The 20,298-nt window shown below is 68.7% G+C and carries 17 protein-coding genes and 2 tRNA genes; 10 read left to right on the top strand and 9 right to left on the bottom strand.

The window, feature by feature from the left end; all coding sequences use genetic code 11:
- Positions 1-16 precede the first annotated feature (16 nt).
- A tRNA-Gly gene (locus AC0J5J_RS04315) sits at positions 17-90 on the bottom strand.
- A gap of 170 nt (positions 91-260) precedes the next feature.
- Between AC0J5J_RS04315 and AC0J5J_RS04310 the strand changes: the two genes are divergently transcribed.
- The 6 genes from AC0J5J_RS04310 to AC0J5J_RS04285 all read left to right on the top strand — a co-directional run bounded on the left by AC0J5J_RS04310 (position 261) and on the right by AC0J5J_RS04285 (position 5,945).
- Positions 261-337 (top strand) — tRNA-Pro (locus tag AC0J5J_RS04310).
- Positions 338-377: 40 nt separating this feature from the next.
- Positions 378-1,814: a trigger factor gene (gene tig / locus AC0J5J_RS04305; protein WP_166785546.1), complete on the top strand. Its 1,437-nt coding sequence runs from the start codon at positions 378-380 to the stop codon at positions 1,812-1,814.
- 160 nt (positions 1,815-1,974) lie between these two features.
- Complete coding sequence (locus AC0J5J_RS04300; protein WP_277613102.1) at positions 1,975-2,607, top strand: ATP-dependent Clp protease proteolytic subunit; 633 nt, start codon at positions 1,975-1,977, stop codon at positions 2,605-2,607.
- A gap of 14 nt (positions 2,608-2,621) precedes the next feature.
- Positions 2,622-3,293: an ATP-dependent Clp protease proteolytic subunit gene (locus AC0J5J_RS04295; RefSeq protein ID WP_134425291.1), complete on the top strand. Its 672-nt coding sequence runs from the start codon at positions 2,622-2,624 to the stop codon at positions 3,291-3,293.
- Between the two features lie 187 nt (positions 3,294-3,480).
- On the top strand, positions 3,481-4,761 hold the full coding sequence (clpX, locus tag AC0J5J_RS04290) for an ATP-dependent Clp protease ATP-binding subunit ClpX (protein ID WP_134425290.1): 1,281 nt from the start codon (positions 3,481-3,483) through the stop codon (positions 4,759-4,761).
- 26 nt (positions 4,762-4,787) lie between these two features.
- A complete protein-coding gene (locus AC0J5J_RS04285) occupies positions 4,788-5,945 on the top strand; it encodes a benzoate/H(+) symporter BenE family transporter (RefSeq protein ID WP_474899668.1) in 1,158 nt (385 codons plus the stop codon).
- 78 nt (positions 5,946-6,023) lie between these two features.
- Here the strand turns inward: AC0J5J_RS04285 and AC0J5J_RS04280 are convergent, their stop codons facing one another.
- On the bottom strand, positions 6,024-8,057 hold the full coding sequence (locus AC0J5J_RS04280; RefSeq protein ID WP_474899666.1) for a M3 family metallopeptidase: 2,034 nt from the start codon (positions 8,055-8,057) through the stop codon (positions 6,024-6,026).
- Between the two features lie 77 nt (positions 8,058-8,134).
- Here AC0J5J_RS04280 and AC0J5J_RS04275 point away from each other — a divergent pair, with 77 nt between their 5' ends.
- The 3 genes from AC0J5J_RS04275 (at position 8,135) to AC0J5J_RS04265 (ending at position 10,929) form a co-directional block, all read left to right on the top strand.
- A complete protein-coding gene (locus AC0J5J_RS04275) occupies positions 8,135-8,968 on the top strand; it encodes a methyltransferase domain-containing protein (RefSeq protein ID WP_474899664.1) in 834 nt (277 codons plus the stop codon).
- A gap of 145 nt (positions 8,969-9,113) precedes the next feature.
- Positions 9,114-9,986: a universal stress protein gene (locus AC0J5J_RS04270; RefSeq protein ID WP_474899662.1), complete on the top strand. Its 873-nt coding sequence runs from the start codon at positions 9,114-9,116 to the stop codon at positions 9,984-9,986.
- A 4-nt stretch (positions 9,987-9,990) separates the two neighbouring features.
- On the top strand, positions 9,991-10,929 hold the full coding sequence (locus AC0J5J_RS04265; RefSeq protein WP_474899660.1) for a universal stress protein: 939 nt from the start codon (positions 9,991-9,993) through the stop codon (positions 10,927-10,929).
- Here the strand turns inward: AC0J5J_RS04265 and AC0J5J_RS04260 are convergent.
- The 3 genes from AC0J5J_RS04260 to valS are packed head-to-tail and all read right to left on the bottom strand — an operon-like array spanning position 10,926 to position 14,231.
- Entirely contained in the window at positions 10,926-11,192 is a 267-nt protein-coding gene (locus AC0J5J_RS04260; RefSeq protein ID WP_134425284.1) for a hypothetical protein, read from the bottom strand. The two genes, AC0J5J_RS04265 and AC0J5J_RS04260, sit on opposite strands and share 4 nt — an antisense overlap.
- A complete protein-coding gene (locus AC0J5J_RS04255; RefSeq protein WP_134425283.1) occupies positions 11,193-11,639 on the bottom strand; it encodes a GNAT family N-acetyltransferase in 447 nt (148 codons plus the stop codon).
- Between the two features lie 9 nt (positions 11,640-11,648).
- Complete coding sequence (gene valS / locus AC0J5J_RS04250) at positions 11,649-14,231, bottom strand: valine--tRNA ligase (protein WP_474899658.1); 2,583 nt, start codon at positions 14,229-14,231, stop codon at positions 11,649-11,651.
- A gap of 170 nt (positions 14,232-14,401) precedes the next feature.
- Between valS and AC0J5J_RS04245 the strand changes: the two genes are divergently transcribed.
- Positions 14,402-15,040: a cation efflux transmembrane domain-containing protein gene (locus AC0J5J_RS04245; RefSeq protein ID WP_134425281.1), complete on the top strand. Its 639-nt coding sequence runs from the start codon at positions 14,402-14,404 to the stop codon at positions 15,038-15,040.
- Between the two features lie 10 nt (positions 15,041-15,050).
- On the opposite strand, the gene AC0J5J_RS04240 is transcribed toward AC0J5J_RS04245, so the two are convergent.
- From AC0J5J_RS04240 to AC0J5J_RS04225, 4 genes are read right to left on the bottom strand one after another with little or no spacing between them, the layout of a single operon-like run.
- Positions 15,051-16,730: a dipeptide ABC transporter ATP-binding protein gene (locus tag AC0J5J_RS04240; RefSeq protein WP_474899656.1), complete on the bottom strand. Its 1,680-nt coding sequence runs from the start codon at positions 16,728-16,730 to the stop codon at positions 15,051-15,053.
- Positions 16,727-17,611, bottom strand: a complete 885-nt coding sequence (locus tag AC0J5J_RS04235; RefSeq protein ID WP_134425279.1) for an ABC transporter permease — start codon at positions 17,609-17,611, stop codon at positions 16,727-16,729. Before AC0J5J_RS04235 ends, AC0J5J_RS04240 begins: the two co-directional genes overlap by 4 nt.
- Positions 17,608-18,561, bottom strand: a complete 954-nt coding sequence (locus AC0J5J_RS04230; RefSeq protein ID WP_474899654.1) for an ABC transporter permease — start codon at positions 18,559-18,561, stop codon at positions 17,608-17,610. Before AC0J5J_RS04230 ends, AC0J5J_RS04235 begins: the two co-directional genes overlap by 4 nt.
- Positions 18,549-20,204: an ABC transporter substrate-binding protein gene (locus AC0J5J_RS04225; RefSeq protein ID WP_474899652.1), complete on the bottom strand. Its 1,656-nt coding sequence runs from the start codon at positions 20,202-20,204 to the stop codon at positions 18,549-18,551. Before AC0J5J_RS04225 ends, AC0J5J_RS04230 begins: the two co-directional genes overlap by 13 nt.
- Positions 20,205-20,298: the final 94 nt, after the last annotated feature.

The following is a 20,298-nucleotide window of genomic DNA, read 5'->3' as shown; positions in this document are numbered from 1 at the left end:
GTGAAGGGCGGTGGTGTGGAGGGGATGACGGGAATCGAACCCGCGCCATCAGTTTGGAAAACTGAGGCTCTACCATTGAGCTACATCCCCCGAACGCAGTCTCCTGCGCACTCATACAGCGTAGTACACGTTGGGCGGCGTGCGCTGCACCACCCGGCCCGCGGCATCCAGCCTGTGCAGTAGGCTTAACGAGGTCATTCCGTCGAAAGCGTGAACTTTGCGCGCCAAGCGGATGCCCACCACCGGGTCGAGATTTTGTCCGGGGCGTAGCTCAGCTTGGTAGAGCGCTCGGTTTGGGGCCGAGAGGTCGCAGGTTCGAATCCTGTCGCCCCGACCATCACCCCCACATACATCGGTCGAACACAGGAGATTGCCACGTGAAGTCCACGGTAGAAAAGCTGAGCCCCACTCGCGCGAAGGTCACCATCTCGGTGGCCCCCGAGGAGTTGAAGCCCAGCATCACCCACGCCTACGGCCACATCGCCGAGGACATCAACATTCCCGGCTTCCGCAAGGGCAAGGTCCCGCCGGCCATCATCGACCAGCGCGTGGGCAAGTCCGCCGTGCTGGAGCACGCGGTCAACGAGAGCCTCGACGGTTTCTACCGCGCGGCCGTGACCGAGCACAAGCTGCGCCCGCTGGGCCGCCCCGAGGCCGACATCGTCGCCTGGCCCAGCGACAAGGACTTCTCCGGAGACCTTGAGTTGGCCATCGAGGTCGACGTGCGCCCCGAGATCGACCTGCCGGCCTACTCCGGCCTGAAGCTCACCGTCGACGCCGTCGAGGTGTCCGACGCCGAGGTCGCCGAGGAGCTCGACAACCTGCGCAGCCGCTTCGGCACGCTCGTCACCGTCGACCGCCCGGCCACCACGGGTGACTTCGTGCAGATCGACCTGATCGCCGCCATCAGCGGTGTCGAGGTCGACAACGCCACCGGCATCTCCTACGAGGTCGGCTCCGGAGACCTCATCGACGGAATCGACGAGGCGCTCGACGCCCTCAGCGCCGGCGAGACCACCACCTTCAACTCCAACCTCATGGGTGGGGACCACGAGGGTGAGACGGCCGAGATCACCGTCACCGTCGGCGCCGTCAAGGAGCGCGAGCTTCCCACCGCCGACGACGACTTCGCGCAGATCGCCAGCGAGTTCGACACCATCGCCGAGCTGACCGAGAGCCTCAAGGGCCAGGTCGAGCGCTCCAAGGTCTTCGGCCAGGGCACGCAGGCTCGGGAGCTGCTCGTCGAGCAGCTCCTGACCTCGGTCGAGGTCCCGATCCCGGCTGCGATCATCGAGGATGAGGTTCGCCGTCACCTCGAGGGTGAGAACCGCCTCGAAGACGCCGAGCACCGTGCCGAGGTCACCGAGGCCAGCGAGAAGACGTTCCGTCAGCAGATCCTGCTCGACACCATCGCCGAGGCCGAGAAGGTCCAGGTCAGCCAGGACGAGCTCACCCAGTACCTGATCCAGGGCGCTGCTCAGTACGGCATGGACCCGAGCGAGTTCGTTCAGGCCCTCAGCGGCAACGGTCAGATCCCGTCGATGGTGGCCGAGGTCGCCCGCAACAAGGCCCTCGCCATCGCCCTGGGCAAGGCGGAGGTCGTCGACTCCAACGGCAACGCCGTTGACCTGTCCGAGTTCGTCGCGGTTGCCGACGAGGAGTCCGACGAGGACGCCGACGGCGACGAGACCGCTGAAGACGCCGACGCTGAAGCCGCTGAGGCTGAGGCCAAGGCCGCCAAGGCCAAGGCAGCGAAGGCCGCCAAGGCCAAGGCCGCCGCGGCGAAGAAGAAGGCTGCCGCCGCCAAGGAGTAGCTCCGCACCGCTCACGCGGGACGACGGGCCGGATGTCACAGACATCCGGCCCGTTTCGTGTTTTCGCCCCTCGAACGTGGCGCGCCAGCGCGGCGCGGGGCCGCGGGTTATCTGCCGAGGGCGAACAGAGCCGTTCCGGAGCGTTGGCTCCTATAGATTCATTCCTGAAGCGACAAGTGAAACGGAGCGCGACATGGCCGATATGACACCCACACCCGGCGTTTTTGACCGACTGCTGAAAGACCGCATCATCTGGCTGGGTTCAGAGGTCCGGGATGAGAACGCCAACGAGATCTGTGCCAAGATCCTGCTGCTGGCCGCAGAGGACTCGGAGCGCGACATCTTCCTGTACATCAACTCGCCCGGCGGCTCCATCACGGCAGGCATGGCCATTTACGACACGATGAGGTTCGTTCCGAACGACATCGTCACCGTCGGCATCGGTCTCGCGGCGTCGATGGGACAGTTCCTGTTGTCCTCCGGCACCAAGGGCAAGCGGTACATCACGCCCAACGCGCGCGTGCTGTTGCACCAGCCGTCCGGCGGATTCGGTGGCACGGCCGCCGACATCCAGACCCAGGCCAAGGTCATCCTGGACATGAAAAAGCGGATGGCCGAACTGACTGCCGAGCAGACCGGCAAGTCGGTCGAGCAGGTCCTCATCGACAACGACCGTGACAACTGGTTCACCGCTGACGAGGCCGTGGCCTACGGTTTCGTCGACCACCTGCGCGGCTCCGCGTCGGAAGTGGTCGGCGGCGGCGGCACCGACGACTCAGTGAACAAGAACTAGGACGGGCGAGAGACATGGAATTCACCAACTTTGGTCACCAGGCCGGGGGCCGCGCTCCGCAGTCACCCGAAGCCCGGTACATCCTCCCCACGTTCGAAGAGCGCACGGCCTACGGCTACAAGCGCCAGGACCCCTACGCGAAGCTTTTCGAGGACCGCATCATCTTCCTCGGCGTGCAGGTCGACGACGCGTCCGCCGATGACGTCATGGCCCAGCTCCTGGTGCTCGAGAGCCAGGACCCAGACCGTGACATCGTGATGTACATCAACTCACCCGGTGGTTCCTTCACCGCGATGACGGCGATCTACGACACCATGCAGTACATCCGTCCCCACATTCAGACGGTCTGCCTCGGCCAGGCGGCGTCCGCTGCCGCCGTGCTGCTGGCCGGCGGAACGCCGGGGAAGCGCCTCGCCCTGCCGAACGCGCGAATCCTCATCCACCAGCCGTCGGCCGGTGGACAGGGTGGCGGTCAGGCGTCCGACATCGAGATCCAGGCCGCCGAGATTCAGCGGATGCGTGAATGGCTCGAATTCACCATCGCCCACCACTCCAACCGCACCGCGGAGCAGGTTCACAAGGACATCGACCGTGACAAGATCCTCGGCTCGGCCGAGGCCCTCGAGTACGGCCTGATCGACCAGATCCTGACCAGCCGCAAAAACGTGCCCACGCTCGTCAAATAAGCGAGCGCACCATGAACGCGACGGATGTCCAGGCTCGGTTGAGCCGGGCATCCGTCGCGTTCTGCATGTCGGCGGCATCGGGTAGAACGGTGCCGGAACGTTATTCGACGCAAGCGGTCAGCCTGCACCCTGGGTACACGGGCACAAGCTAGGCTCAATGCAGCTGATCGATGGAGGAGGCTGACGGATGGCCCGAATAGGCGAAAGCGCCGACCTGTTGAAGTGCTCGTTCTGTGGAAAGAGCCAGAAGCAGGTGCAGCAGCTCATTGCGGGCCCCGGCGTGTACATCTGCGACGAGTGCGTCGAGTTGTGCAACGAGATCATCGAAGAGCGCCTGGCCGAGGCCACCGCTGAAGACGGGCCCGGCGAGTTCGAACTGCCCAAGCCGAAAGAGATCTTCGGCTTCCTCGAGGAATACGTCATCGGTCAGGAAGCCGCCAAGCGTGCCCTCGCCGTTGCCGTCTACAACCATTACAAGCGTGTGCGCTCCCGGGCCACCCTCACGGCCGCCGACGCCATCCGCGACGACGTGGAGATCGCCAAGTCCAACATCCTGTTGATCGGCCCCACCGGCTGCGGCAAGACCTACCTGGCCCAGACGCTCGCGAAGCGCCTCAACGTTCCGTTCGCCGTGGCAGATGCAACGGCCCTCACCGAGGCCGGCTACGTCGGTGAAGACGTGGAGAACATCCTCCTCAAGCTCATCCAGGCCGCGGACTACGACGTCAAACGCGCTGAGACCGGCATCATCTACATCGACGAGATCGACAAGATCGCGCGCAAGGCCGAGAACCCTTCGATCACCCGTGACGTGTCCGGCGAGGGTGTGCAGCAGGCGCTGCTGAAAATCCTCGAGGGCACCGTGGCCTCGGTCCCGCCGCAGGGTGGGCGCAAACATCCGCACCAGGAATTCATCCAGATCGACACCACGAATGTGCTGTTCATCGTGGCCGGCGCGTTCGCGGGCCTCGACGACATCATCTCCACCCGGGCCGGCAAGAAGGGCATCGGCTTCGGCGCTCCGCTGCACAGCAAGGGCGACGACGTCAACCTGTTCAGCGAGGTTCTGCCCGAAGACCTGCACAAGTTCGGGCTGATCCCCGAGTTCATCGGTCGCCTCCCGGTGGTCACCACCGTCACCCAGCTCGACCAGTCTGCTCTGATGCAGATCCTGACCGTGCCCAAGAACGCCCTCGTGCGGCAGTACCAGCGCATGTTCGAGATCGACGGCGTCGAGCTCGAATTCGAGCAGCCGGCACTGGAAGCCATCGCCGACCTCGCGGTGCTGCGCAAGACGGGCGCGCGCGGCCTGCGCGCGATCATGGAGGAGGTGCTCGGGCCGATCATGTTCGAGGTGCCGTCCAGCGCCGAGGTGGCGCGCGTCGTGGTCACCCGGGCGGCCGTGCTCGACAACGCCGAGCCCACCATCGTGCTGCACAAGGCCCGCCGGGTGGAGAAGTCCGCCTAGGTCTGTCGGCCTGAGCCGAGGCCGCCGTGTATCAACCCGTCTTCGCCGGCGTTGTGGCGGCTATCACCGGTTTCGCTAGCTCGTTCGTGCTGGTTATCGCGGGGCTGCAGGCTGTCGGAGCGAGTGACGCCCAGGCGGCATCCGGCCTGCTCGCCCTCTGCCTGCTGGTCGGCGTCACCTGCATCCTCCTGCCGTGGTACTTCAGGATGCCCATCTCGTTCGCCTGGTCGACGCCCGGGGCGGCGCTGCTGGTGGCCGCCGGGCAGACGCCGAACGACTTCGACGCCGCCGTCGGTGCGTTCCTGGTCTGCGGGGCCCTGATCGTGCTCTCCGGGCTGTGGCCGGTGCTGGGCCGTGCCATCACGAGCATCCCCAAACCGATCGCGAGTGCGATGCTGGCGGGCATCCTGTTCCCGATCTGTCTGGCCCCGGTGACGGCATCCGTCCAGCAGCCCCTGCTCGCGGTACCGGTCGTCGTGGTCTGGCTGGTGGTGTTCAGGCTGGCGCGTCCCTGGGCCGTGCCGGCCGCCATGGTCGTGGCGGCGATCGGCATCGCCCTCACCGCGGGAACCGGCTGGCTGACCGCGCCTTCATCGGCCCCGGCTCTCGTTTTCGTGGCCCCGGTGTTCGACCCGATCGTGATCGTGAGCCTGGGGCTGCCGCTGTTCATCGTGACGATGGCCGGGCAGAACGTGCCGGGTTTCGTGGTGCTGTCCACCTTCGGCTATCAGCCGCCGCCCCGTGCGATCCTGGTCGGTTCCGGCCTGGCGACCGCGGCGGGATCGGTGTTCGGCGCGCACGGCATCAATCTGGCGGCGATCACGGCCGCCCTGATGGCCAGTCCCGATGCGCACCCCGACCGCTCGAAACGGTGGATCGCCACGGCGTCATCGGGGGCGGCCTATCTGGTGCTCGGCCTCGGTGCCGGCTATGCGGCCGCGCTGGTGGCGGCGTCACCGCCGATCCTGATTACCGCCGTGGCCGGTCTGGCGCTCCTCGGGGCGCTCGTCACGAGCATCACCGGCGCACTCGAGGACGAGCGGCGCCGCCTCGTCGCGATTACGACGTTCCTGGTCACGGCATCGGGCGTGTCGGTGCTCGGCATCGGCTCTGCCTTCTGGGGGTTGCTCGTCGGCGGCGCCGTCATGCTCTGGCTCGGCTGGGTGCCTGCCCGTCGCCGCTGAACCCCCGCGACACGACACATTCGGGGGGTCCAGCCTCGCTCACACCCCCGAAACCTGTCGGTTCGAGGGCTCGGAGTCCTAGTTCAGGCCGCGGCGGTCGAGGAGCGGGCGGATGTCGGCGTCGCGGCCGCGGAAGTCGCGATAGGCGGCGAGCGGGTCGGTGCTGCCGCCCACACCGAGCAGCCGGGACCGGAACCGGTCGCCGTTGGCCCGGGTGAGCCCGCCGTTCTCCTCGAACCATTCGCCGGTGTCGGCGTCGAGCACCTCGCTCCAGATGTACGAGTAGTAGCCGGCGTCGTAGCCTCCCGCGAAGGTATGCGCGAAGTACGTGCTGGCGTACCGCGTGGGCACGGCCGGGTTGTCGAGACCGGCGGCGGCGAGGGCGGATGCCTCAAACGCTGCGACATCCGTCACCGTGTCCTCGGCGCCGATCCGGTGCCAGGCCTGGTCGAGCAGGGCCGCGGCGAGGTACTCGCTGGTGGAGAAGCCCTCGTTGAAGGTGGACGAGGCCTGGATGCGGTCCACGAGGTCCTGGGGCATGGGCTCCCCGGTCTCATGGTGGCGGGCGTAATTCGCAAGCACCTCGGGCCACAACATCCACATCTCATTGACCTGACTGGGGAATTCGACGAAGTCACGGTACACATTGGTGCCGGCGAACTTCGGGTAGGTCACCCGGGCGAACAGGCCGTGCAGGGCGTGTCCGAACTCGTGGAAGAGCGTGACGACCTCGTCGAAGCTGAGCAGCGTGGGCTCGCCCGCCGCCGGCTTGGGCACGTTCAGGTTGTTGCAGACGATCGTGGGGGTGCCGAGCAGTGTGGACTGGGAGCGGAGAGCGTTCATCCAGGCGCCGCCGCGCTTGGAATCGCGGGTGTAGACGTCGATGATGTAGAGGCCCACGGGGGAGCCGTCGTCCTCGGCGACCTCGAACACGCGCGCTCCCGGGTGCCAGGCGACGAGGTCGGTGCGCTCGGTGAAGGTCACGCCGTAGAGCCGGTTGGCCGCGTAGAACACGCCGTCCTGCAGCACCCGTTCGAACTCGAAGTAGGGGCGCATCGCCGCGGTGTCCACGTCGTAGCGGGCCCGGCGCACTCTCTCGGTGTAGAAGGCCCAGTCCCAGGCGGCGAGCTCGAAGTCCCCGCCGTCCGCGTCGATCTGCGCCTGCAGGTCGGTCTGCTCGACGCGCGCGTTCCGGGCGGCGGCGGGCGCGAGGCGTCCGAGCATGTCGGCCACCGCCTGCGGCGTCCTGGCCGTTTGGTCGGCCGTCACGCCGGCGGCATGGTTGTCGAATCCGAGCAGCCGGGCGCGTTCGGCCCGCAGCCCGGAGATCTCCAGCACCAGGGAGCGGTTGTCGAATGCTCCGCCCCGGATGCCGCGGGACCGCGAGGCGGCCAGCAGCCGCTCCCGCACACCCCGGTTCGTCAGCTGCGCCAGATACGGGTGCGAGGTGGGCAGCACCAGGGTGATCACGTACCGGCCGGTCAGGCCGCGTTCCGTCGCCGCCTCGGCCGCGGCGGAGATCTGGCCGGGGGTGAGGCCGTCCAGCTCGCTCACGTCGTCGAGCACGAGCGCAAGATCGTTGGTGTCGGCGAGCAGGTTCTTCTCGAACCTGGTGGTCGCCGTGGAGAGCCGCTTGTTGTAGTCGCGCAACCGGGCCTTGTCGTCGTTGCTGAGGCGTGCACCGGCCAGGGTGAACTCGGTGAAATACCGTTCCACCAGATAGCGTGCCTCCGGTTCCAGCGCCAGACCGTCAAGCTGTTCGTGCAGGGTCGCGACCCGGCCGAACAGTTCCGGGTCCAGACGGATGGCGTCCGCGTGCGCCGACAGGAGCGGGGCGAGCTCCTCCTCGAGGGCGTTGGTGAAGTCGCTGGAGTCGGACGAGCTCCGGTTGAAGAACACCTCGGCCACCCGGGTGAGCACCTGCCCGCTGCGCTCGAGGGGCACCATCGTGTTCTCGAAGGTGGGGGCATCCGTGCCCGCGCAGATCGCCGCGATCTCGGCGAGCTGATCCGTCATCCCGGCCAGGAACGCCGGCCGATAGTGCTCCTCAGCAATCAGCGCAAACGGGGGCAGCTCGAAGGGAAGCGTGCTGGTGCTGGCGAAGGGGTTCATTTCCTCACCCTGTCACATCCCCGTCCCATTCACATTTCAGCCATGGAAGAATCCCTGCACACGCCTAGGATCGGGTCATGATCGACGAGCCGGCACGCCCCGAGACCGCTCCCCGGGAGCAGTACACGCACGGGCATCACGAGAGCGTGCTGCGTTCGCACACCTGGCGCACGGTGGCGAATTCCGCGGCCTACCTGGTGCCGCACCTGGATTCCGGGCAGACCCTGCTCGACGTGGGATGCGGGCCGGGAACGATCACGGTCGACCTGGCCCGCCGGCTCAACCCCGGGCAGGTCACGGGCATCGACGCCTCGGAGCCGATCGTGCGGCGCGCGGCCGGCCTCGCCTTCGATGAGGGGGTGCGCAACGTCTCGTTCCGGGTGGGGGACGCCTACGCCCTCGACTTCGCCGACGAGAGCTTCGACGTCGTGCATGCGCACCAGACACTGCAGCACCTCGCCAACCCGGTGGCCGCGCTGCGGGAATTCCGGCGGGTGCTGAAGCCCGGCGGAATCCTCGCCGCCCGCGACGTGGACTCCGGGGGAGTGATGTACCACCCGAAGCTGCCGGGCCTGCAGCTGTGGGAGAACGCCTTCCGGGACGTGCAGAACTGGAACGGAGGCGACCCCGACGCCGGGCGGTCCCTGAAAGCGTGGGCGCGCCAGGCCGGGTTCGGCCAGGTGGAATGCTCGGCGTCGATCTGGTGCTTCGCCTCGGACGTCGAACGCGAGTGGTGGGGGCAGTCCTGGGCAGTGCGGGTGATCGAGTCCGACTTCGCGGCGCATGCTATCGAGGTCGGCGCGGCCGACCTCGCCGACTTGCGGATGATGCAGGCCGCCTGGCTGCAGTGGGCCGGCGACCCCGATGGCTGGTTCGGTGTGCCGCACGGTGAGATCGTCGCCCGGAAGTAGCCCGTGCCGCACACCTGGACCGTCGGGATGACGCAGAGGAGGCCGAAAGCTCTCAGAGGTCGCCGGGCCGGGCCGGACGCGGGGGAGTAACCTGTCGATATCGGGGATCGTGAAAGCGCACCCTGGAACGTGCGACGGGGGGCGAATGAGAACCTGGCAGAGAGTCGTGGTCGGCTGGGACGGCAGTGCCGCCGCCGACCGGGCCGTTGAGTGGGCAAGCGAGCATGTTCGGGCAGCTGGGCCGGGGCAGACGCACACCGTGCGGATTGTGCGGGCCGTAGATGATTCCTCCCGATACTTCGATGAGGCTGAGGCGCGCTGGGCGGTTGCGCTGGCGAATTTGGCGCTGGCCGAACGGGCTGCGCGTCTGAGGTCGACGAATCCGGACCTGATCGTGCAGACCTCGGTCATGCGCGGTGATCCGGCCCGGGTGCTCGACCACTACGCCGACCGGGACACCCTGCTCGTCGTGGGCAGCAGGAACGGCCATGGAGACGACAGCGGACCCGGGTCGACGCTGGTGGAGAAACTGGCCGCACTCACTCGGGGCGCCGTCGCCGTGATACCCGACGGGGACATCCGCACCCGCTCGGGCGTGGTGGCCGGGGTCGACGGATCGGACGAGTCGGTGGCCCTCGGTCTCGTCGCCGCGGAGCTGGCTCTGGGGCGTCGGGACGAACTGCATCTGGTGCACGCCAGCACCGAACACCCCGCGATCGCGATGTCCGGCCTCGGTGTGGCGCCGGACGCCGTGCTCGACCGGGTGCGGAGGCAAGTTCAAGCGGCCTACCCCGATCTTCGGGTGCACGGCCATGTCGACCTGACAGCGTCCCCGGCGACGGCCCTGATCGGGCATTCGCGCGACGCGGCCCTGGTCGTGGTCGGTTCGCGCCGGCCCGGTGTCGCCCGGCGGCTATTGCTGGGGTCGGTCAGCCGGACCCTGGTCAGTAAACCGAGCTGCCCGACCATAGTCGTCGATGCCCGGAACCGAACCGAGAACGCACCGTGGGGAGAGTGACCAGGTGACCGAGCAGGAGCCGACACTGAACCTGACAACCGGCACGGCAGCGCCGGCGGGCACGACGACGACGGTGGCCTGGAACGGGTCTGCCTCGTCCCGGGCGGCGCTGCTGTGGGCGATCGAACGTGAGCGGTCGGCACCCGGCCTGCTGCTGCTGCTCACCGTGCTCGACGAGGCCTATCGCGGTTTCGGCGCGGCGGCGCTGAACGAGTTGGCCGTGGCGGCCAGGCAGGCGCTCCGAGCGGAAATCGACTGGATCCGGGCGACCGAGCCGAGCCTCCCGGTCACCTCGCTACTGCTCGAGGGGAACCCCGACGACATGATTCTGGCGCACTGCGTTCCCGGGTCGATGCTGGTGCTCGGACGTCGGGAAGGTCGCTCGCCCCTGCAACGGTGGTCCCGGGCGGCACGGTTGGCGTCTCGGGCTCCGGTCCCGGTGTCCGTCGTGCCGACTGCCGAAGCCTCCACGCCGGGGGACATTCCGGGGGAGGTTCTGCAACGTTCCGGGGTGATCGTCGGAGCCGACGGATCTCCCGCGTCCCGGCAGGCCTGCCTGACGGCGGCGGCCGAGGCCCACCGCCGGCAGGAGACACTCGATATCGTGTATGCCGGGCCCGTTGCGGATCCGGTGGGGACGGATGACGCGGCGCTGCCTCGCGCGATAGTGAACGACTGTGCGCAGGAGGCACTGTTCGCACACCCGGCGCTGACCGTTCGGCGGCGCTTCGTTCCCGGCCCCGCCGCGCCGGTTCTGCTGCGGCTGGCACAGGACAAGGCCCTGCTGGTCATCGGATCGCGCGGGCGAGGAGCCGTGGCCGGGTTTCTGCTCGGTTCAGTCAGCCGCGCCCTGGTTGCCAATGCCACCGGCCCACTTATCGTGGTCACGGAAATGCCGTCGGTGCCGGACCCGGCACGGGACCCGGCACCAGGTAACGACTAGATCCAGTCGTCTTCGTCGTCGAGTACGATCGACGGCTGCGTGATCGTGGCGCTGTCCTCGGACGGGTCGTAGCGGATGACCGTGCCGTCGTCGAGCTCGAGCACCGGGTTGCCCTCGAGCCAGGTCAGCGTCCAGCGCCAGGCGCTGGAGTCTTCCGCCAGCGCGGTGAGTTCCTCTTCGACCGCGTGGATGGCGATCTCCACAACGTGCGGTAGTCCGGCCGGCGGCGGGCCGCCCAGTGGCCAGCGGCTTCCCATCTTCATTTAGAGCTCGATCTCGTAGGTGACCCAGTCCGTGCGGCTGGCCACATCGTCGTACAGTCGCTGAGCGGTCTCGTTGTCGGCCGCGGTCAGCCACTGCACGGTGGTGAGGTGGCGCGTGGCGGCGTAGTCCTTGGCGAACTCGATCAGAGCCCGGCCGACACCCGTGCTGCGCGAGTCCGGCGACACGAACAAGTCGTCGAGGAACAGGCCGCGGGTGGCGGTGAGGGTGTTCGGCACCTCGCGGTAGTGCGCGAAGCCGATGAAGTCGCCGTCATCGTTGACTGCGACCGCGCCGGTGAGGGACTCGTTCTTGTCGATGATCCAGCTCCAGACCTGGAGCGCCTTCTGATCGGTCAGTTCGCTCTTGTAGAACTCGCTGTAGCCCTCGAACAGTCCCAGCCACGAGAAAAAGTCCTTGTCGCCGAGCGCGCGTACTGTGATTGACATTCGGTTCTCCTAGTTCTCTGGCACCGTGGCGAGCACGATGTCAGTGACAGCCAATTCGCTGCCTTCAATAAAAACCAACTCCGAGATGCGGCCAACGGCCCTCAGATCGGCGGCAGCCTGCCTGAGCAGGGCAATCTCTGCAGCCGTACCGCTAATTACAGCAGAAACAACGGCGGATTTCTGGGATGCCTTCGCATCCGTTTTCGCGCGGCGGATGCCGGTGAGCGCCCGGCTGGACAGGTCCAGCAGTGCCACGTTGCCACCCTGCCCGCCACCGAGGTCGGCCTGCACGGGCCACGGGGCCGTGTGGATCGACGTGTCGTTGGACCACGACCAGGCTTCCTCGGTCGCGAACGGGACGAACGGGGCGAACAGGCGCAGCAGGGAGGCCAGCGCGGTGCGCAGGGCGGCCACTGCCGACGCCTGGCCGGAGCCGGCCTCGCCGTAGGCACGTTCCTTGACCAGTTCGAGGTAGTCGTCGCAGAACGTCCAGAAGAAGCTCTCGGTGAGTTCCAGCGCACGCGCGTGGTCGTAGCCTTCGAACGCGGCTGTGGCCTGGCCGACGACGACGGTCAGCCGAGCCAGCATGCTCTGGTCGAGCGGCTCGGTCACGGGGGCGTCGGCGGCGCCGTCGAACGCGAGGATGAACTTCGACGCGTTCAGGATCTTGATCGCCAGGCGACGGCCGATCTTGATCTGGGTCGGGTTCTTGGGGTCGAAGGCGGCGTCGGTGCCGAGGCGCGACGACGCGGCCCAGTAGCGCACGGCATCCGAACCGTGCTGCTCAAGCATGTCCGCCGGGGTGACCACATTGCCCTTGGACTTGGACATCTTCTTGCGGTCGGGGTCCACGATGAATCCGGACAGGGCCGCATGCTGCCACGGCGAGACGCCGTGTTCCAGCTCGGCGCGCAGCAGGGTGGAGAACAGCCAGGTGCGGATGATGTCCTGCCCCTGCGGGCGCAGCGAGTAGGGGTAGACGAGGTCGAAGAGCTCGGGGTCGCGCTCCCAGCCGCCGGCCAGCTGCGGGGTGAGCGACGACGTGGCCCAGGTGTCCATCACATCCACCTCGCCGACGAAGCCGTTCGCCTGGCCGCGCTGCTCGGGCGCGTAACCCGGGGCGGTGTCGGAGGACGGGTCGGCCGGGAGCAGGTCGCGGGTGGCGACGATGGGCTGGTCGAAGAGCGGGTTCGCGTCGGCGTCCAGCGGGTACCAGATCGGCAGTGGGACGCCGAAGAAACGCTGGCGGGAGACGAGCCAGTCGCCGGTGAGCCCGTTGACCCAGTTCTCGTAGCGCACCCGCATGAATTCGGGGTGCCACTGCAGGTCGGTGCCGTGCGTGATCAGGCGGGCGCGCAACTTCTCGTCGCGTGCGCCGTTGCGGATGTACCACTGGCGGGTCGACACGATCTCGAGGGGCTTGTCGCCCTTCTCGAAGAACTTGACCGGGTGCACGATCGAGCGGGGCTCTCCGATCAGGTCGCCACTGGTGCGGAGCAGGTCGACCACGGTCGCCTTGGCGGAGAAGACGGTCTTGCCGGCCAGCTGGGCGTAGGCGGCCGTTCCGGCCTCGCTTTCGATGGCGTCGGGCATGTCGGCGATGATGCGGCCGTCGAAGCCCATGATGGCGCGGTTCGGCAGGTCGAGTTCACGCCACCAGATCACGTCGGTCACATCGCCGAACGTGCAGATCATGGCGATTCCGCTGCCCTTGTCCTTCTGCGCGAGGTGGTGGGCCAGGACCGGCACCTCCACGTCGAACAGCGGGGTGCGCACGGTCGTGCCGAACAGCGCCTTGTAGCGCTCATCATCCGGATGCGCCACGAGGGCCACACAGGCCGGCAACAGTTCCGGGCGGGTGGTTTCGATCTCGATCGAGCCGCCGTCGGGCTTTGTGAAGGCGACCCGGTGGTAGGACGCCGGCATTTCCTTGTCCTCGAGTTCGGCCTGCGCGACCGCGGTGCGGAAGGTCACGTCCCAGAGGGTGGGGGCCATGGCCTGGTAGGCCTCGCCGCGCTCGATGTTGCCGATGAATGCCGCCTGCGAGGAGACCAGGGAGTCGTGGCCGATCGTGCGGTAGGTCTGGGTCCAGTCGACGCTCAGGCCCAGCATGCGCCAGACGGCCTCGAACTGCTTCTCGTCTTCGATGGTGAGGCGTTCGCACAACTCGATGAAGTTGCGACGGCTGATCGGCAGCTGGTCGGCAGCTTTGGTGCTCTTGCCGTCGCCGCCCTCGAACGGTGCGGTGAAGTCCTCGGTGTAGGGCAGCGACGGGTCGCAGCGCACGCCGTAGTAGTTCTGCACGCGGCGTTCCGTGGGCAGGCCGTTGTCGTCCCAGCCCATCGGGTAGAAGACGCTCTTGCCGCGCATCCGCTGGAAGCGTGCGATGACATCCGTGTGCGTGTAGGAGAAGACGTGGCCGATGTGCAGCGAACCCGAGGCGGTCGGCGGCGGGGTGTCGATGGAGAAGATGCTCTCCCGCGTCGCCGAGTCACGGTCGAAGCGGTAGGTGCCGACCTCTTCCCAGGAGCCGCCCCATTTGGTTTCGAGGCCTTCGAGGGCCGGTTTTTCCGGAACGCTGGCGGCGGTCATGTTTCTCCGATTCGATCTGTGCGGCACCGTGTCGTTGGTGAAGTGCCTGAGTATTGGGCCTTACCCAACTTACCGGATGCCTCGTCTCCCCCCGACTGCGCCCGTCGCCAGGCCGGAGAGCGCCGCCCGGTGCCGCACCGGGTGGCAGGATTGGAGCGGGAAGGGGCACCATGGATGAACCGAGAACGGTGACCGAGGCGCGCCGTACGGTGCTGCGCCGGAAGGTGCGCTGGATCGTCGGGTTCACGATCGGCTACAACGTGATCGAGGCCGCGGTGTCGATCGCGGCGGGTGCGGCGGCATCCTCGACCGCCCTGATCGCCTTCGGCCTGGACTCGGTGATCGAGGTGCTCTCCGCCGCGGTCATCGCCTGGCAGTTCTCCCGCCGGGATCCGGACCGGTGGCAGAAGCCCGCCCTCCGCGCCATCGCGATCGCCTTCTTCGCCCTCGCCGCGTACGTGATCCTGAGTGCGGGTTTCAGCTTCGCCGGGTTGGTGGAGGCCGAGCCGAGTCCGCTGGGAATCGTCATCGCCTGCCTGAGCCTGGTGATCATGCCTGGGGTGGCCGGCGTGGAGCGCCGCGCCGGCACGGAGCTCGGTAGCGCCAGCGTGATCGCCGACGCCCGGCAGCTGCTGCTCTGTGCGTGGCTGTCCGGGTCGATGTTGCTCGGACTCGCGGCCAATGCCCTTCTCGGCTGGGCGTGGGCCGACTCGATCGCCGCGCTCGTGATCGCCGGGTTCGCGATCAAGGAGGGTATCGAGGCGTGGAGCGGCGAGGCTGAGCCGCCGGTGACGCTGGACGTCGCGTAGACCGGCCCGGTCAGTACCCGATCCGGGGGACCGCGCCGAGCAGGGCCTGCGTGTACGGATGCTGCGGTGCGGCGAAGACCTGGGCTGCGGCCCCGGTCTCGACGATGCGGCCCTCCAGCATCACGGCGACCTGGTCGCTGACGTGCTGGATGACCCCGAGGTCATGCGAGATGAAGAGGAGGCTGAGGCCGCGGTCGCGCTGCAGCTCGTCGAGCAGGTCGAGCACCTGGGCCTGCACGGTCACGTCGAGCGAGGACACGGGCTCGTCGCAGATCAGGATCTGCGGGTCGGAGGCCAGCGCCCGGGCGATGCTCACCCGCTGCCGCTGCCCGCCGGACAGCGACAGCGGACGACGGCCGAGCAGCCCCTGCGCGAGCCCCACCGCATCGAGCAGACTCAGCACGCGAGCCCGGTCGGCGACGGATGCCCCGCCGCGCCCGGTGCGGCGGGCTCCGCCGGCGACCGCGTCCCGGAGTACCTGCTCGACGCTCAGCCGCGGGTCGAACGAGCTGAGCGCATCCTGGTACACCGCCCCGAGATGTGGCCGCAACCGCCGGCGTTCCTTCTCCGTGGCGGCGCTGAACGCCTGCCCGAGAACCCGCACCTCACCGGCGTCGGGCCGGGTCAGCGCGAGCGCGAGGCGGGCCGTGGTGGTCTTGCCGGACCCGGACTCACCGACGATGCCGAGGGTCGTTCCGCGCTCCAGCCGGAACGAGACGCCGTCGACGGCCAGGTGCGGGGTGCCGTCCGGCCGGGTGAACCGTTTGACCAGCCCGGTGGCCTCGAGCACAGTGGTCTCGAGCACGGGGCCAGGCGCAGCAGCACGGTCCGACGCAGGCGGGGCGAGGGAGACCGGGGCGGCGGTGCGCGGGCTCAGGCGCAGCCCCCGCGGCTTGTCCACCGGGATCGCGGCGAGCATCTGCCGGGTGACCGGATGCCCCGGCCGGGTCAGCACCTCGTTCGCCGGTCCCTGTTCCACGATGCGTCCGTCGTGGACCACGGCGATCCGGTCGGCGATGCGTCCGACCACGGCCAGATCGTGGCTGATCAGGAGGATGCCGGTGCCGGCACGTTTCAGGCTTGCCAGCAGGTCCAGGATCTGCGCCTGCACGGTCACGTCGAGTGCCGTCGTGGGTTCGTCGGCGATCAGGAGCGGCGGGTCCAGGGCGATCGCCGCCGCGATCAAGGCGCGCTGGCGCTGACCGCCCGAGAGCTCGCCCGAGCGTTTCCGCACCGCGTTGTCGGAGTCCGGCAGTCCGACCCGGTTCAACACCTCGAGGACGCGGGCGTGCCGCGCGGCGGCCCCCAGGCGGGTGTGCAGCCGCAGCGAGTCGCCGATTTCCCGGCCCACCGGGCGCAGCGGGTCCAGGGACACAAGGGCGTCCTGCAGAACCAGGCCCACGTCGCTCCCGCGCCGGTGCCGCCACTGCGCCGCGGTGAGGTTCCGCACGTCGGTGCCCGCGAGGCTCAGCTCGTCGGCGCGCACCCAGGCGTTCTCGCCCGCCAGACCGAGCAGGCTCCGCGCGGTGACACTCTTGCCCGAGCCGGACTCACCCACGAGGGCCAGGCATTCGCCGGGGGCCACCTCGAAGGAGACTCCGTTCAGCACCGGGTCGGTTCCCGGCGCACCGAAACCCACGACCAGGTTCCGCACCCGCACGGCGGCGGTCCGGGACGCGGCCCCGCTCATGAGTGCCGCATCCGTCGCTCGATGCCGCGGCCGAGCGCCGTCGCCGCCACGGCCGTGAGCACGATGAACAGCCCGGGGAAGAAGCTCATCCACCAGGCCGAGCCGATGTAGGTGCGCCCGGCGGAGAGCATCGCGCCCCACTCCGCGGCGGGCGGCGCGGCCCCGAGGCCCAGGTAGCTCAGCGCCGACGCCCAGACGATCGCCTGGCCGATGCCGAGCGTGCCCAGCACGAACAGAGGCGCGAGGGTGTTGGGCAGGATGTGCCGCACCAGGATCTGTCCGGGGCTGCGCCCGAGCACGGTCGCCGCCTCGACGAAGGCGGAGGACCGCACCGACAGGAGCTGCCCACGGATGATCCGGGCGTAGCCGGGCGCGGTCGCCAGACCCACGGCGACGGTCGCCGTGGCAACGCCCGGCCCGAAGATAAGGATGAAGAGCAGCGCCAGCAACAGGCCGGGGAACGCGAACAGCACCTCGAGGAACCGGTTCACCGTGAAGTCGACGACCGGGCCGAGCATACCGGCCAGGGTGCCGAGAACGAGTCCCAGCCCGAGGCCGATCAGGGTGGCGAGGGTGCCGATCAGCAGAGAGCTGCCGGTGCCGTGGCTGACCCGGGTGTAGATGTCCCGGCCGGATTCGTCGGTGCCGAACCAGTGCGCGGGCGAGGGGGTCTGGAACGCCGACAGCGGGTCGATCCCGAGCGGGTCGCCGGGGGCCACGAGTGCGGGGAACAGCGCCGCCGTGACCAGGAACAGGGCGAACAGGCCGGCCAGCACCTCAGCCAGGCCGAATCGGCGGGCCGGGCGCGCCGGTCGGGTCGAGCCGCCGGTGCCGGCGTGCGGCGACCGGCCCAGCCCGGCCTGGATCTCGAGGTCGCTCATCGCGCCCGCAACCGGGGATCAACGATGCGCTGGGCCAGGTCGGTGAGCAGGGTCATCAGGATGTACCCGACCGCCACGATCAGCACCGCGCCGACCACGACCGGCACGTCGCGCACGGTCACCGCGTTCAGCAGCGTGCGCCCGAGGCCCGGACGGGCGAAGATGGTCTCCACCACCACGGCCCCGCTGAGCAGGGACCCGAACGCCCAGCCGGAGAGACTGATCGCCGGCAGCGACGCGTGGCGGATCACATGCACCCAGCGCACGCCGCGCTCGCTCTCGCCCCGGGCGCGGGCGGAGAGCACGAACGGGGATTCCAGTGCGGTGAGCAGGGACTCCCGCATGATCTGGCCGAGGAACCCGGCCAGGGGAACGGCGAGGGTGAGCACCGGCAGCACCAGCCCGGCGGCTCCGGCGCTGCTGATCGGCGGCAGCCAGCCCAGCCAGACGCTGAAGAGCACGATCAGTGCCGTCGCCAGCCAGAAGTGCGGCAGCGCGGCCGCCACGATCTCCAGGCCCGACCCCACGTACCAGGCGACGCGCCCGCCACGGGTGGACCAGGTGGCCAGACCGAGGGCGAGCAGCCAGGCCAGGCCGAGGGCGAGCACCGCGAGCAGCAGGGTGCCGCCGAGCTGGCCGGCCAGGAGCGGGGCGACGTCCTGGTTCAGCGCGTAGGAGCGGCCGAGGTCCCCGGTGACCAGGCGCCCCAGTTGCGCCAGGTACTGCACGAACACCGGCTGGTCGAGGCCGTACTCCGCGCGCACCGCGGCCAGCGCCTCCGGTGAGGTCTGCGATCCCGGGCCGCCCAGGATCGCCTCGGCCGGGTCGCCCGGGATCAGGCGCACGGCGAAGAAGGTGAGGGTGGCCACCATCCAGAGGACGAACGCCGCCCCGCCGAGGCGGGACAGAACGACCCGCGCGACCCGCGAGCCCCGGCCTACTTCAGCCACGCATCGTAGAACGTCGGCGTCGAGACGGTTGGCAGTGCCCGCGCGCCCACCACGTCGGTGCCGAGCAGGTAGTGGTTCTGCTGGTCGAAGAGCGGCAGGATGTGGAAGCCTTCGAGCACCTGGTTCTGTGCTGCCGTGTAGAGGGCGGCGCGCTCAGCGGCATCCGTCACCTGGCCGGCCTGGGTGAGCAGGCTGTCGAGGGCCGGGTCGTTCACCTGGGCGTGGTTCGCGAAGTAGCCGCTGGGCGCGGGCACGATGCCGTCGGAGTGGAAGAGGATGCGCAGAACGTCGGGTCCGACCTTCGTGTACGGAGCGCTGACGGCGTCGTAGTCGTTCTCACCCAGCGCGGTGTACCAGCTGGAGAGGTCCATCGGGCTGAGCGCGACCTCGAAGCCGGTCTCCTTGGCGGTGGCCTGGATCTGCTCGAACAGGGACTGCTCGGCCGGGATCGACTGGTTCGTGCTCACCGGGAAGTCGACCGTGAGGCGCTCGCCGTCCTTCACCCGGTAGCCGGCGTCATCCCGCTCGCTCCAGCCGGCCGAGTCCAGCAGGTCCGCGGCAGCCTCGGGGTCGTACTCGAACAGGTCCGGGCGGGACACGGCGAGTGTTTCGGCGCTGGAGAGGGCGGAGTAGGACCGGTCGGCGGTGCCCTGGAACAGGCTGGTCACGGCGTCGTCGACGTTGGCCGAGCGGATGAACGCCTCCCGCACGAGCGGGTCGTTGAACGGAGCACGGCCGGAGTTCAGCTCGATCCGGTTCGACGCTCCCGGGCGGGGGGCGTCGAGGTGCACGATGGTGTCGCTCTTCTCCGCCGCCGCGATGGTGTCGGGCTGCGCGTTGTCGATCACGTCGACGTCGCCGGACTGCAGGGCCGCATAGCGGGACGCGGAGTCGGGGATGAAGCGCCAGACGATGGAGTCGAGGTAGGCCGGCCCGGTGTGCTCGGCATCCGCGGGCGGCGAGTTGTAGTCGTCGTTCCGCACCAGGGTGATCGAGTCCTGCTGCACCCATTTCTCGACCTGGAACGGCCCCGTGCCGACCGGGGCGGCGCAGTTCTCGTCCTGGCTGCGGGCCAGGGCTGTGGGCGATTGGATGGCCAGCCACGGCTGCGAGAGAGATTCGAGCAGGGCGCTGTCGGGTTCGCTGAGCACCAGGCGCACGACACTGGCGGAGACAGCCTCGGTTCCGGTGACCTTCCCCAGGGCCAGGTAGCCGGTCGACGAGCCCGTTTCCGGGTCCTGGAGGTGCGCCACGTTCGCCTGCACGGCGGCCGCATCGAGCGGCGTCCCGTCGGTGAAGCTCACGTCGGCGGCGAGCGTGAAGTCCCAGGCCAGCCCGTCGGCGCTCTCGGTCCAGGACTCCGCCAGCCAGGGGATGATGGTGCCCTCGGCGTCACGGGACACGAGCGACTCGAGGTACTGCGTGCTGACCAGAGCCTGCGGGTAATTGCCGCCCACATGCGGGTCCAGACAGGTGGGCTCGGCGTCGCCGGAGGCGTACGTCAGGGTCCCGCCGGTGACGGGCTCGGTGGCTTCGGGGGACTCGGCGGTGGCGCAGCCGGTGAGCAGGATGCCGGTGGCGACGAGGCCGACCAGCCCGGTCAGGGTGCGTGATGCGCGGTGGGTCTGCCCCGAAGTGTGCATGGTAGGTCTCTTTCCGCGGCGCCCGATGGGCCGAGTGTGCAATTGTTGGACTCAGTCCACAAATCAAATGGACCTCACCTATCGTAGAACACGG

It is taken from the genome of Cryobacterium sp. TS_SC_7 (assembly GCF_056156285.1).
This window is presented reverse-complemented; position numbering and strand designations above follow the sequence as displayed.